Source organism: Ornithinimicrobium ciconiae, from assembly GCF_007197575.1.
GTDB classification, from domain to species: domain Bacteria; phylum Actinomycetota; class Actinomycetes; order Actinomycetales; family Dermatophilaceae; genus Ornithinicoccus; species Ornithinicoccus ciconiae.
On sequence record NZ_CP041616.1, the window covers coordinates 2,758,748 to 2,771,925 of the forward strand.

Here is a 13,178-nt window from a genome sequence, read left to right on the forward strand (position 1 = left end):
ACCGGAGAGGATCCCGGCGGCGACCGACGCAGCGGGGGCGGGGGCTGTCAGCGAATCTGCCCGTCGCCCTCCACGACCCACTTGGTGGTGGTCAGCTCGGGAAGCGCCATCGGGCCGCGGGCGTGCAGCTTCTGCGTGGAGATGCCGATCTCGGCACCGAAGCCGAACTCTCCGCCGTCGGTGAACCGGGTCGAGGCGTTGACCATGACCGCTGCGGCGTCGACCTCGTTGACCCAGCGGCGGGCCGCTGCCCGGTCCTCGGTGACGATCGCCTCGGTGTGCCCAGAGGTGAACTGCTGGACGTGCGCCAGCGCCGCGTCCAGGTCATCGACGACGGCCACGCTCATCTCCAGCGTGAGGAACTCCGTCGCGAAGTGCTCGTCCGTGACGGCGTCGTGCGCGACCCCGGCCGTGTCGGCATACTCCCCCGACCGCGCGTCCGTGTGCAGGACCACCCCGGCACCGGCCAGCTCGGCCAGCGCCTTGGGCAGGAAGTCCGCGGCGACACTGGTGTGGACCAGTAGCGACTCGGCCGCGTTGCAGACGCTGGGGCGGTGCGTCTTGGAGTTGATCGTGATCGCCAGGGCGGTGGACAGGTCGGCACCGGCGTCGACATAGACGTGGCAGTTGCCGACGCCCGTCTCGATCACCGGCACGGTGGACTCCAGCACCACGGTCTGGATGAGGCTGGCGCCACCACGCGGGATGACCAGGTCGACTAGCCCGCGGGCCGTCATAAGAGCACGTCCGGCGTCCCGCCCGCCCTGGGTGAGCAGGTTGATCGCGTCGGCCGGCAGGCCCTGTGCGGTCAATGCCTCACGCAGGATGCCGACGAGCGCCTCGTTGGTCCGGCCGGCCGCCGAGCCACCGCGCAGGATGACCGCGTTGCCGGACTTCAGGCCCAACCCCGCAGCGTCGACCGTGACATTCGGGCGGGCCTCATAGATCATGCCGACCACCCCCATCGGCACGCGCACCTGCCGGATCGTCAGACCGTTGGCGAGCGTGGAGCCGCGCACGACCTCGCCCACCGGGTCGGGCAGTGCCGCGACGTCACGCAGCGCCTGGGCCACCGCCCTGACCCGCTCCGTGGTCAGGGTGAGGCGGTCCACCAGCCCCTCGACCATCCCACCGGCTCGTTCGCGCTCCACGTCCTCCTGGTTGGCGCTGACCACGGCCGCCGAGCCGACCTCCAGCGCGTCGGCCAGCGCGTGCAGCGCTGCGTCCTTCTGAGCGCGGGTGAGCAGCGCCAACTCACGGGAAGCGACCCGGGCGCGGCGGGCGACGTCGTGGACGTAGTCCACGACCTGGGGGTCAATCGAGGTCATGCTGCTCACTCCAATTTTGAGAGACGTTTCGTAGGCGCTGCACGTATTTTGAGAGAGGTTTTGTCGGGCCGCCCTACAGGACGACGAGGTCGTCGCGGCGGATGACGGTGCGTGCGGCCACCGCAGATCCGCCGCGGCTGCGGGCGCTGGCGGTCGCGGTGTCCAGGCGTCGGCCGACAACCCGGGTGAGCTCGGTCGAGTCGTAACTGACCAGCCCGCGGGCGATCACCGCCCCGCTGGGGTCACACAGGTCCACCGTGTCACCGCTGCGGAACATCCCCTCGACGCGTGTCACCCCGACGGGCAGCAGCGAGGTCTGCCGCTGAACGACAGCCTCGACGGCGCCGGCGTCCAGCACCAGGCGGCCGTTGACGCTGCTGGCGTGGGCCAGCCACCGGCTGCGGGCCCGGCGTTTGCGCCCGGTGGGCAGGAACAGGGTCCCGACGTCCTCGCCGGCCAGGGCCTGGACCGCCTGCTCGGCGGAGGTCAGCAGCACCGCGATCCCCTCGGCAGTGGCCAGCTGGGCGGCAGCCACCTTGGTCACCATCCCGCCGGTCCCGACCGCGGACCCGGTGGCCGAGATGTCGACACCGGTGATCTCCTCCATCGAGCTGACCACGGGGATCCGGGTGGTGCCCGGCGTGCGCGGGTGGCCGTCATACAGGGCATCGACATCGGTCAGCAGGATCAGGGCATCGGCATTGACCAGGTGCGCGACGAGCGCGGCGAGGCGGTCGTTGTCCCCGAACCGGATCTCGTCGGTGGCGACCGTGTCGTTCTCGTTGATGATCGGCACGATCTCCAGCTCGAGCAGCTTCTCCAGGGTCCGGCTGGCGTTGACATAGTGCGACCGGCGGTGCATGTCGTCGGCGGTCAGCAAGACCTGGCCGGCGTTGAGGCCGTGCAGCTTCAGGGCGTTGGTGTAGGCCGCCATCAGCCCGCCCTGCCCGGCACTGGCCGCCGCCTGCTGGGTCGCCAGGTCCTTGGGCCGCTTGGTCAGCCCCAGGGACGTCATTCCGGCCGCGATCGCGCCACTGGAGACCAGCAGCACCTGGTCACCCTGCAGCGAGCGCTTGGCGATCACCCCGGTCAGAGCCTGGAGCCGATAGAGATCCACCCCGCCCTGCGGTGCGGTGATGGAGGACGAGCCGATCTTGACAACAACGCGTCGCGCAGTCCTGATCGCGTCCCGGGGCTCCGTCATGACGGCATACTATTCCATCGCACCGTATGTTCATGCATCGGCTCGGGCTGAGCCGTTAGGTGTCCTCCGGGTCCGTCCAGACGCCGGCGCGCCGGTCCTTCTCCAGCTCCTGGCGTGCCGCTGCCGCAGCATCCATCTTGCCGTGGAAGGCCTCCCGCTTCTCGCCGCGGGTGGGTCGGTGGCGGTCCTCCAACCGGATGTCGGTGCCGCGCTGCCCCAGCAGCTCGGCGCCGGCTGAGATCGTCGGCTGCCAGTCGAAGACGACCGCGTCGTCCTCGGGACCGATGAGCACCGTGGACCCGGCGACCGCGCCGGCCTTGAGCAGCTCCTCCTCGACACCGAGGCGGTTGAGGCGCTCGGCGAGATAGCCCACCGCCTCGTCGTTGCCGAAGTCGGTCTGGCGCACCCAGCGGGTGGGGCGGTCGCCGATCACCCGGAAGAGGGGTCCCTCCGCGGTGTTCTCGCGGCGGATGTGGAACTGGGAGTCGTCGATCGCCTTGGGCCGCACCACGGCCCGGGCGGGCTCGATGACGATCTGCTCGGCCCGAGCCCGCGACACGGCACCCGCCAGCGCAAAAGTCAGCTCCTTGAGCCCCGTGTGCGCCACCGCGGAGACGATGTGCACCTCCAGCCCGCGGGCCTCCAGGTCGGGCTTGACCATCTCGGCCAGTTCGCGAGCCTCGGGCACGTCCGCCTTGTTGAGCACGACCATCCGGACTCGGTCGGCCAGCGGGATGCCGCCGAGCGAGGCGTCCGGCACGTACTCCGCAAGCTCGTGCTCGATAACATCCAGGTCGGTCAACGGGTCCCGTCCCGGCTCCAGGGTCGCGCAGTCGATGACGTGCACCAGCACGTGACAGCGCTCGACGTGCCGCAGGAACTGCAGACCCAACCCCTTGCCCTCAGACGCCCCGGGGATCAGCCCCGGCACGTCGGCGACGGTGAACCGCTCGCCACCGGCGGTGACCACACCCAGGTTGGGCACCAGGGTCGTGAACGGGTAGTCGGCGATCTTGGGCCGGGCCGCGGACAGCACCGAGACCAGGCTGGACTTGCCCGCGGAGGGGAAACCGATCAGCGCGACGTCAGCCAGGGTCTTGAGCTCGAGGATGACCTCCCGGGACTCCCCCGGCTCACCCTTGAGGGCAAAGCCGGGCGCCTTGCGCCGGCGGCTGGCCAGCGCCTTGTTGCCCAGGCCGCCACGCCCACCCTTGGCGGCGGCATACTCCGCCCCGGCCCCGACCAGGTCGGCGAGGATCTCACCGTCGCGGGTGGTGACGACGGTGCCGTCCGGGACCGCCAGCACCAGGTCCTCACCCTGGGCGCCGTTGCGCTCATCGCCCTCGCCGGGGCGCCCACTCTGGGCCTTGCGGTGGGGTCCGTGGTGATACTCCAGCAACGTGGTGATCTGCGGGTCGACCCGCAGCGTGATGTCTCCCCCACGCCCTCCGTTGCCGCCATCGGGGCCGCCCAGCGGCTTGAACTTCTCCCGGTGGATGGAGGCCACTCCGTGGCCGCCGTTGCCCGCCTGCAGATTGAGCACGACGCGGTCGACGAACGTGGCCATGGTTGATCCTCTCAAAGTCACTGTGTTGCTGGATAGACAACGACGCCGGTGGTTGCCCTCAGGCAACCACCGGCGTTGTGTTGTATGTCGTGTGCTCGCCTGAGGCGAACGGGACCTGCTCGCCTCAGGCGGGCTGGTCCGCTGTCTGTGCCGCGACGATGTTGACGACGCGACGGCCGCCCTTGGCGCCGAACTCGACGGCGCCCGCGGTCAGCGCGAACAGCGTGTCGTCCTTGCCACGGCCGACACCGACACCCGGGTGGAAGCGGGTGCCACGCTGGCGGACGATGATCTCACCGGCGCCGACGATCTGGCCGCCGAAGCGCTTGACGCCGAGGAACTGTGCATTCGAGTCGCGACCGTTCTTGGTCGAGGACGCACCCTTCTTGGTTGCCATCTGTCATTCCTCCTGAGGGAAGCTAGTCGTCGCCGCTCAGGCGTCGATCGCGGTGATCTTGACCTGGGTCAGCGGCTGGCGGTGGCCCTGCCGCTTCTTGTAACCGGTCTTGTTCTTGTACTTCTGGATGACGATCTTGGGACCCTTGGCGGCCTGGACCACCTCAGCGGTGACCTTGACCTTGGCCAGGGCGTCACCATCGGTGGTCACCGTGGTGCCGTCGACAACCATGAGCGGAGTGAGCTCGACGGCATCGCCGGCCTCGCCGCTCACCTTGTCGATGATGAGGACGTCGCCAACGGAGACCTTCTCCTGGCGGCCGCCAGCGCGGACGATCGCGTACACGTTCAACTCACTTCCTGCAGTTCCTGGTGTGGGGGTGGATGAGATCCGGACCCGGGAGCGGGGTGACACACCCCGATGGCGCCGACGCGACGCACCGAGGGTCTAGCCTACCTCGCTCCTGGGCCCTGGGACAAACTCAGTGGCTGCTCTCGGGTCCGGACTCGCCCGGCGAGCCGGCGCTGGTGCCCGGTGTCTGTCCGTCGGGAGAACCTGTGGCGTCGGTCGGAGCGCCGGTCGGCGGACCTGCCGGAGCGACCACCCGACCGCGGCCGCGACGCCGCGTCGGAGCCTGGGTCGGTGCTGCCGGAGACTCCTGTGCCGGGCCCGTGTCAGCGTCGACGTGGACCGCCTCCGGCCGGCCGGTGCCTGCGGTGACGACAGGTGCCGCGTCGCCGCCGGTCGTCCCCGCCACGCGGGTCTGGGGCGCGGGTGCGGCAGCCGTCTCCGCGGCGGGCGGAGCCTTCGGCGCTGACTGGGCACGTCGCGACGCTCGGCGGGCACCCCGCACACGCGGGGCAGGTGGCTCGCTGCTGGCCGCCGGGTCCGGCGTCGTCGCCACCGGAGATGGTGCCGCTGCAGGTGCGGCGCCGGAAGAGTCGACGGAGGGATCTGCCGCACTCGTCGAGAGCTCCGGCGAGTCAGCGGGGGTCGCTGCGCTCGGCGGACGCCACACGGTCGCGCCACCGGAGCGACGAGGCGTGCCGGTGCTCTTGCGTGTGCCGGTGCTCTTCGGCGCGTCGGTGCTCTCCGGCGTCCCATCAGCGGCTGCCGATGTGCCAGCGACAGCCGCGGAGTCTGCGACCGGGTCGTCAGCCACCTTGGCGCTGGCCTGGGCCGAGCTCGCGACCGCTGCCGCGTGCGCCGCCGCAGCGATCTGGGCCGGGGTGGGACCACCCGGTGCCGGAGTGGGGCGGCTCGGCGCCGCGCTGTCGTTGCCCGAGGTACCTGTGCGCCCGCGACCCCGCCTGCCTCCACCAGAGGAGGAGCTGGCGTGGTGTCCCCCGCCGTCAGACTTCTCGATCGGCTCAGAGTGGACGACGATGCCGCGCCCGCTGCAGTGCACACAGGGCTCCGAGAAGACCTCGATCAGGCCCGCACCGACACGCTTGCGCGTCATCTGGACCAGGCCCAGCGACGTCACCTCAGCAACCTGGTGCTTGGTGCGGTCGCGCCCCAGGCACTCCAGCAGCCGTCGGACGACGAGGTCACGGTTGCTCTCCAGCACCATGTCGATGAAGTCGATGACGATGATGCCGCCGATGTCGCGCAGCCGCAGCTGGCGGACGATCTCCTCGGCCGCCTCGATGTTGTTCTTGGTGACCGTCTCCTCGAGGTTGCCACCCGAGCCGACGAACTTGCCGGTGTTGACGTCCACGACCGTCATGGCCTCGGTGCGGTCGATGACCAGCGAGCCGCCCGAGGGCAGCCACACCTTGCGGTCCATCGCCTTCGACAGCGCCTCGGTGACGCGGTAGTGGGTGAACACGTCCTGGGTGCCGGTCCACTTCTCCAGCCGCTCAGCCAGGTCCGGGGCCACGGAGCTGATGTAGTCGCTGACCTCGGTCCAGGCCTGCTCTCCGGAGACGATGACCTTGGCGAAGTCCTCGTTGAAAACGTCGCGGATGACCCGGACGGTCATGTCCGGCTCACCGTGCACCAGCGCGGGGGCATTCGCGCTCTTCTGCTTGGACTCGATGCGCTGCCACATGCCGGTCAGCCGCTCGACGTCAGCGCGCAGCTCCTCCTCACTGGCCCCCTCGGCCGCGGTGCGCACGATCACGCCAGCCCCCTCGGGCACGACCTCCTTGAGGATCTTCTTCAGGCGGGCACGCTCGGTGTCGGGCAGCTTGCGTGAGATACCGGTCATCGAGTTGCCCGGCACGAGCACCAGATAACGCCCCGGCAGGGAGACCTGCGAGGTCAGCCGGGCGCCCTTGTGACCGATGGGGTCCTTGGTGACCTGCACCAGGACCGAGTCCCCGGACTTGAGGGCATTCTCGATGCGCTTGGGCTGGTTGTTGTCCAGGCCGGCTGCGTCCCAGTTGACCTCGCCGGCATACAGCACCGCGTTGCGGCCCTTGCCGATGTCGACGAACGCGGCCTCCATGCTGGGCAGGACGTTCTGGACACGGCCGAGATAGACGTTGCCGACAGCGGTGGTCTGGGTCTCGCGCGAGACGTAGTGCTCGACCAGCACACCGTCCTCCAGGACGCCGATCTGCGTGCGGTCCTTGAGCCCGCGGACCACCATGGTGCGCTCGACGCTCTCGCGGCGCGCCAGGAACTCGGCCTCGGTGATGATCGAGCGGCGACGACCTGCCTCCCGGCCCTCACGGCGGCGCTGGCGCTTGGCCTCGAGGCGGGTCGAGCCACGCACCCCGGTGACCTCCTCGCGTGCGCGCCGGGACTCACCGGCCTCGGTGTCCTCTCCGCGGCGGTTGCTGCGCCGACGGCGACGGACGTTGCTCGAGGTGCCCTCCCCCGGCACGGTGGTCTCGCCGCTGGTGTCGTCCGCCTCGCCGGTGGTCTCGGTCTGCTCGTCCTGGCCCTCGCCGCTGTCGTCGAGGCTGCCGCCACGCCCGCGGCGGCCCTTCCCGCCGCGGCGGCGACGGCGCCGGGCGTTGGCGCTCTCGGAGTCGTCGCTGTCGTCCTCGCCCTGCCACCCACCCTGGGGGCCGCGGTCAGCACCGCGACCGTCACTGTCGGAGTCGTCCGGTCCCTGCTGAGCCCCGCCCTGCTGAACGCTGCCTTGCTGTGCACCGCCCTGCTGAGTCTCGCCTTGCTGAGGACCGCCCTGCTGAGGACCGCCCTGCTGAGTCCCGCCCTGCGTCGACTGGCCGCGGCCCTGGGTCTCGCTCTGGCCGCCCCGGCGGGTCCCACGCCCCCGCGGGGATCCGGTCGGTGCGGGGGTCGCACCTGATGCGTCAGTGGCCGAGTCGGTGGAGTCGGCCTCCGGTGCTGTCGCGCTGGGCGCGTCGGCCTGAGTGGGCTCAGCACGACGGCTGCGAGGCTGGCGAGCTGGCACCGCCGAGAGGTCGGGGGCCTGGAACAGCAACCCGAAGGGTGAGGCCGCAGCCGCAGTCTCCGGCTCCTCGTCGCCATCCTTCGCGTCTGCGGCGTCGGCAGGGTCATCCGTTGGGGCGTCCTGGGCCGGGTCGGCTCCACCGACCGCAGGCGTAGCCGCGTCGGTCCCCTGCGTGTCGAGAGCGGCGTCCGCAGTTTCTGCGGCAGCTTCGTCGTCCCCTGCGGAGAGGGCCTTTGCAGCCGTCTCTGAGGTCGTCTCCCCCGGGGTCGCCTTCTTCGTGGTCGCCTTCGTGGCAGACGCCTTCTTCACGGTCGCCTTCGTGGCAGTCGTCTTCTTCACGGTCGCCTTCGTGGCAGTCGTCTTCTTCGCGGCGGCCTTCGTGGCAGTCGCCTTCTTCGCAGGCGCCTTCCTCGCGGTGGTCTTCTTCGCAGTGGCCGACTCGGCAGCGGCCTCCTCGGTGGCGCCCTCGACTCCCGCCTCCTGCGCAGCGTCCTGTGCAGCGCCGACAGCCTGGTCAGCGGCGGCCGGATCGACCGTCTTCGCGGCCGACTTGCGCGCGCGCTTGGCCGGCGCCTTCTTGGTCGGGGCCGTCACGGGCTGACCGCTCTGGTCGTGTGAGAAGAGCCCTCCCAAGGAACTGGCTGAGTCGTTGGACTGTGAGGGTGTCTCGGTTGCTTCCGAGGGCGTGTCGGGCTGCTGGTCCATGGTGTCCATGGGCTTCCTCTCGTGGCTCGCCAGGAGCCCACACCCGGACCCGTGGGCCCACTCCCGCGAGTCGCGGGGTGCGTCGTCGGACCGGCAGGGCGCCGATCGGACGGAAGTCGTCCGGTTACGCCGGGCGGCTCGCGCACTTCGCGCGTCACCGTGGCGGCGCCGACCAGATCCATGCGCGGCCCGGATACGTTCTGCGGCCGCTCACTCGCGTGCCAGCCCTTCAGGCCGCACTGCGGGAGATCGTGTCGGGTTGGGCGGCTGGTGTGGTGGGTCGCTCAACCACGGCCACTATCTCACAGGTGGACCTTTTCTCTGATCAGGCGAGCGGATCGAGGACGGTGTCCCCCTCGCCGAGCAGACCCTGCGCCAGACGGGTGCTCGCCGGCCGCGGCAGATCAGCACCGCTGACCTCGGCCAGGGCACTCCAGAGCTCCGCCGGACGGACCGTCGGAGTCGTATGCCGCACGGTGAGCAGGAGCATCGCCCCCGCCTCGCTCTCCTGCACCTCGGCAGCCACTACCGGTTGGCGCACGTCGATCGCCCGAGGTCCCTGCTTCATCACCCGGGTGACCTCGACCGAGTCCCGCGCCAGGAAGGCCTCCACCACGACGCGGAGCTGGCCGACGGCCAGCTCGGGAAAGACCAGCTGCCACCGGCTGGCCTCCAGGCGGTCCGCCAGAGCGCCGGGAGCAGCCTCGACCACCTCCACGATGTCCAGCCCCTCGGGCAGCGCCGCACTGAGCGCGCTGGAGAGCTGCGCAGGGTCCACGAAGCGGGTCACGGACAGCTCGACATACTCCGCCTCCGAGGCCACTCCGGTCGGGGCTGCATTGGCATAGCTGATCTTGGGATGCGGGTGGAAGCCCGCGGAGTAGGCCATGGGCACCTCGGCCAGCCGCACGGCCCGCTCCAGGGCCCGTTGGAAGTCCCGGCTGGAGGTGAACCGCATCCGTCCCCGCTTCGCATAGCGCACCCGCAGCTTCTGCACGGCGGGTTCGGGTGTCGGGCCCTGGGGAACGCGCCGCGCTGTTGCCATGCCTGGAGACTATCCAGCGGCGCGCTGAATCCCTCGGTGGGTCTCACCGTCTCGAGACTCACCCCGGGTGTGGCGAACTCCACGTCTCCCGCTCTTGGGCGCGGCGGGGGCAGGGTCGTACAGTCGCCACCAAAGACTTTGTTGCTGCAGGCCGCACTCAACGAGGCGTTGCGACCGTTCTGCGACTGACCCCACCCCACCCGGAGGTCCTTCAGTGCGTGTCCACAACTTTGCCGCCGGCCCCGCCGCGCTCCCCATCGAGGTGCTCGAGCGGGCCCAGTCCGAGCTCACCGACTTCAACGGACTCGGCATGTCCGTCATGGAGATCAGCCACCGCAGCAAGAACTTCGTGGCCGTGGCCTCCGAGTCTGAGGCGCTGCTGCGTGAGCTGCTCGGAGTGCCCGAGGGTTACACCGTCCTCTTCCTGCAGGGCGGTGCCACCGGCCAGTTCGCGGCGATCCCGATGAACCTCACCTCCCCCGGCGCGACGGTGGACTACGTCAACACCGGCTCCTGGTCCAAGAAGGCGATCGCCGAGGCGAAGAAGTATGCCGACGTGCGCGTGATCGCGGACGAGAAGGACTCGAACTACTCGACCACCCCTGCCGCTGAGTCCCTCGTGCTGACCGAGGGAGCGGCCTACCTGCACTACACCGCCAACGAGACCATCGGTGGCGTCGAGTTCCCCTACGTCCCCGACAGCGGCGACGTGCCGCTCGTGGCGGACTTCTCCTCCACGATCATGTCCCGGCCGGTGGACGTCTCGGCATTCGGTCTCATCTATGCCGGGGCGCAGAAGAACCTGGGCCCCTCCGGGATCACCGTGGTGATCGTCCGCGACGACCTGGTCGGCCACGCCCGCCCGGAGACCCCGTCGGTGCTCGACTATGCCGCGATGGCCGGCGCCGACTCGATGCTCAACACCCCGCCGACCTTCGGGTGGTATCTGCTGGGCCTGAACCTGCAGTGGATCCGCGACAACGGCGGCCTGCCCGGGATGGAGCAGCGCAATGAGCGCAAAGCTCGCACGCTCTATGACGCCATCGACACGCTGGACTTCTACTCCAACCCGGTCGAGCCGGCCTCCCGGTCCTGGATGAACGTGCCCTTCCTGCTGGCCGACGACTCCCTCGACAAGGAGTTCCTGGCCCAGGCCGGAGCCGCCGGGCTGACCAACCTGTCCGGCCACCGCTCCGTGGGCGGCATGCGCGCCAGCATCTACAACGCAACCTCACAGGAGTCCGTCGACGCCCTGGTCAGCTTCCTCAAGGAGTTTGAGCGCACCCATGCCTGAGACCTTCCGCATCCAGACCCTCAATGCCATCTCCCCGCTGGGCCTGAACCGGCTCGACCGCGAGCGCTTCGACCTGGGCACCGAGTTCACCGACCCGCGGGCGATCCTGCTGCGCTCGGCCGACCTGCACTCCTATGACGTGCCGCACAGCCTGTATGCCGTGGCGCGCGCGGGTGCTGGCACCAACAACATCCCGGTCGAGAAGCTGGCCTCGCTCGGCATCCCGGTCTTCAACACCCCGGGCGCCAACGCCAACGCCGTCAAGGAGCTGGTGATCGCCGGCCTGCTCCTGGCGGCGCGCAACCTCTACCACGCGGCTGACTACACCAAGGATCTCGTCGCCGAGCAGCAGCTCTCCGGCAAGGACCTGGACAAGCAGGTCGAGGCGGGCAAGAAGCAGTTCGCAGGCTTCGAGCTGCCGGGTCGCACGCTCGGCGTCATCGGGCTGGGCGCCATCGGCGTCCTGGTCGCCAACGCCGCCCAGGCGATGGGCATGAAGGTGCTGGGTTACGACCCCGCCATCACCATCGAGCGCGCCTGGCAGCTCTCCCCCTCCGTCGAACAGGTCACCAGCGTGGAGGAGCTGTTCGCCCGCTCCGACTTCATCACCCTGCACGTGCCCCTCATCGAGGCCACTCAGGGCCTGGTCAGCGCTGAGCGGATCGCCTCGATGCCGGCGGGCTCCGTGGTGCTGAACTTCGCGCGCGGCGGCGTGGTCGATGAGGAGGCCGTCCTCGCGGCGCTGGACTCCGGCCAGCTGCACGCCTACGTCAACGACTTCCCGACCGAGGTCGGGGCGGTGCACCCCAAGGTGATCACCCTGCCCCACCTGGGCGCCTCCACCTCCGAGGCCGAGGACAACTGTGCCGTCATGGCGGTCGACCAGCTCTCGGACTTCCTGCTGCACGGCAATATCCGCAACTCGGTCAACTTCCCCGAGGTCGCGATGGCCCGTTCACCGAACACCACCCGGTTGGGCATCTTTAACGAGAACAAGCCCAACATGATCGGGCAGATCACCACGGTGCTGGCCGAGGCGGGCCTGAACGTCACCGAGTTCACCAACAAGGCACGCGGCGACTACGCCTACACCCTGGTGGACGTCGAGGGCGAGGTCGCCGACGAGCTCAAGGAGCAGATCCTGGCGATCGACGGCGTCATCCGCGCCCGCAAGATCGAAGGCTAACCGCCCACGGCGCTATCACTTTTATGAAGTGATATCACCTGGGAGGTGCCGCGGTGATCATTCTCGACATCAACGTCATCAGCGAGTCACTACGTCCGGCACCCGATGCGAAAGTCATCGAGTGGTTGGATGACCAGGCTCCGTCGACCCTCTGCGTCACCACGATCACGCTCGCCGAGATTCGCTACGGCATTGCAGCCCTCTCAGAAGGCGCTTGTCGGAGCCGACTGGGTAACCGGTTTGAGCAGGACTTTGTCAGTTGTTCGCCGGAAGGGTCCTGGACTTCGACCAGGAGGCGGCTACTGCCCACGAAGACCTGCGCGCAACCGCGCGGCGTGCTGGACGTGCGATTGGGGACTTTGACGCACTCATTGCCGCTATCGTGGCCCGCGGTTTCACGGTTGCTAGTCGAGACACCGCACCCGTCGAGGCAGCCGAGATGCCGGTGGTGAACCCCTTTTAGGACCCGTCGAAATCGAGGATGGTGCGTTGCGGACAGTCCCGCTCCACCAGATCTAACTCGTTTGGCGGGATCTCCAGGTAAGGGCTCCAGAGTGTCTCATTTCCTGCCTGCTCGGACTGCGCGAGAGCAATCCAACTCTCACGGCTAGGCGGGTCACTGATCTCATATCCCAGGCCCTCCAGGCAGGATTTGGCTTCGATGTTGAGGTCATACATGTAGGAGTACTCAACATCGGTCACGGGCTGGTACTCAGGGAAGTTTGCCGACTCCTCGCACGCGTCCGAGAGTTCCATGGCCCTTTCACCCCCGTCGTCTCCTGCGAGGTCGTGCACTGTCATGGAGCCGTCTGGATGCGCCTCAACTTTGACCCCGGCGGCTTCTAGACAGTCGACCTGGCGCTCTTGTGCCTGAGCGGCAGCCTCTGCCTCTGCTTGGCGGACCTCAACCTGCGCCTGCAAGGACTCCACGTCAGTGGGTGTGTCACTAGAGGAACACCCCGCAAGGAGTGACGCCGCAATCGACGCAACTCCAAGCAGGGTGGTCCTCACACACGAAATGTTGGTCACAGTGGCTCTATGCCGTGCAGTACGCGTACGTTCCTGCGAAGTACATTCCGCTG

Annotated in this window: 11 protein-coding genes; 3 read left to right on the forward strand and 8 right to left on the reverse strand. The window is 69.0% G+C overall.

The window, feature by feature from the left end:
* Window positions 1–47: 47 nt before the first annotated feature.
* From FNH13_RS12705 to FNH13_RS12730, 6 genes are all read right to left on the reverse strand, one after another.
* Window positions 48–1,328 carry a glutamate-5-semialdehyde dehydrogenase gene (locus FNH13_RS12705; RefSeq protein ID WP_143783755.1) on the reverse strand — a complete coding sequence of 427 codons (1,281 nt, stop codon included), beginning with the start codon at window positions 1,326–1,328 and terminating at the stop codon, window positions 48–50.
* A 73-nt stretch (window positions 1,329–1,401) separates the two neighbouring features.
* Window positions 1,402–2,532 (reverse strand): glutamate 5-kinase, encoded by a 1,131-nt coding sequence (gene proB, locus FNH13_RS12710; RefSeq protein WP_143783756.1) that lies wholly within the window; start codon window positions 2,530–2,532, stop codon window positions 1,402–1,404.
* A gap of 55 nt (window positions 2,533–2,587) precedes the next feature.
* Complete coding sequence (gene obgE / locus FNH13_RS12715; protein WP_143783757.1) at window positions 2,588–4,099, reverse strand: GTPase ObgE; 1,512 nt, start codon at window positions 4,097–4,099, stop codon at window positions 2,588–2,590.
* A 124-nt stretch (window positions 4,100–4,223) separates the two neighbouring features.
* Complete coding sequence (gene rpmA / locus FNH13_RS12720) at window positions 4,224–4,496, reverse strand: 50S ribosomal protein L27 (RefSeq protein WP_143783758.1); 273 nt, start codon at window positions 4,494–4,496, stop codon at window positions 4,224–4,226.
* Window positions 4,497–4,532: 36 nt separating this feature from the next.
* A complete protein-coding gene (rplU, locus tag FNH13_RS12725) occupies window positions 4,533–4,841 on the reverse strand; it encodes a 50S ribosomal protein L21 (RefSeq protein ID WP_143783759.1) in 309 nt (102 codons plus the stop codon).
* 136 nt (window positions 4,842–4,977) lie between these two features.
* A complete protein-coding gene (locus tag FNH13_RS12730; protein WP_321169194.1) occupies window positions 4,978–8,175 on the reverse strand; it encodes an Rne/Rng family ribonuclease in 3,198 nt (1,065 codons plus the stop codon).
* Here FNH13_RS12730 and FNH13_RS19605 point away from each other — a divergent pair.
* Window positions 8,156–8,467 carry a hypothetical protein gene (locus FNH13_RS19605; RefSeq protein ID WP_228266389.1) on the forward strand — a complete coding sequence of 104 codons (312 nt, stop codon included), beginning with the start codon at window positions 8,156–8,158 and terminating at the stop codon, window positions 8,465–8,467. The genes FNH13_RS12730 and FNH13_RS19605 overlap by 20 nt on opposite strands.
* 429 nt (window positions 8,468–8,896) lie before the next feature.
* Here FNH13_RS19605 and FNH13_RS12735 read toward each other — a convergent pair whose 3' ends face one another.
* Entirely contained in the window at window positions 8,897–9,616 is a 720-nt protein-coding gene (locus tag FNH13_RS12735) for a TIGR03936 family radical SAM-associated protein (RefSeq protein ID WP_143783760.1), read from the reverse strand.
* A 214-nt stretch (window positions 9,617–9,830) separates the two neighbouring features.
* Here FNH13_RS12735 and serC point away from each other — a divergent pair, with 214 nt between their 5' ends.
* Together serC and FNH13_RS12745 are read left to right on the forward strand one after the other, a co-directional pair.
* The gene (gene serC, locus FNH13_RS12740; RefSeq protein WP_143783761.1) at window positions 9,831–10,910 is read left to right on the forward strand and encodes a 3-phosphoserine/phosphohydroxythreonine transaminase; all 1,080 of its coding nucleotides are present in this window, start codon (window positions 9,831–9,833) and stop codon (window positions 10,908–10,910) included.
* Entirely contained in the window at window positions 10,903–12,096 is a 1,194-nt protein-coding gene (locus tag FNH13_RS12745) for a phosphoglycerate dehydrogenase (protein WP_143783762.1), read from the forward strand. Before serC ends, FNH13_RS12745 begins: the two co-directional genes overlap by 8 nt.
* A 459-nt stretch (window positions 12,097–12,555) precedes the next feature.
* On the opposite strand, the gene FNH13_RS12755 is transcribed toward FNH13_RS12745, so the two are convergent.
* Window positions 12,556–13,107 (reverse strand): hypothetical protein, encoded by a 552-nt coding sequence (locus FNH13_RS12755; protein WP_143783763.1) that lies wholly within the window; start codon window positions 13,105–13,107, stop codon window positions 12,556–12,558.
* Between the last annotated feature and the right edge of the window lie 71 nt (window positions 13,108–13,178).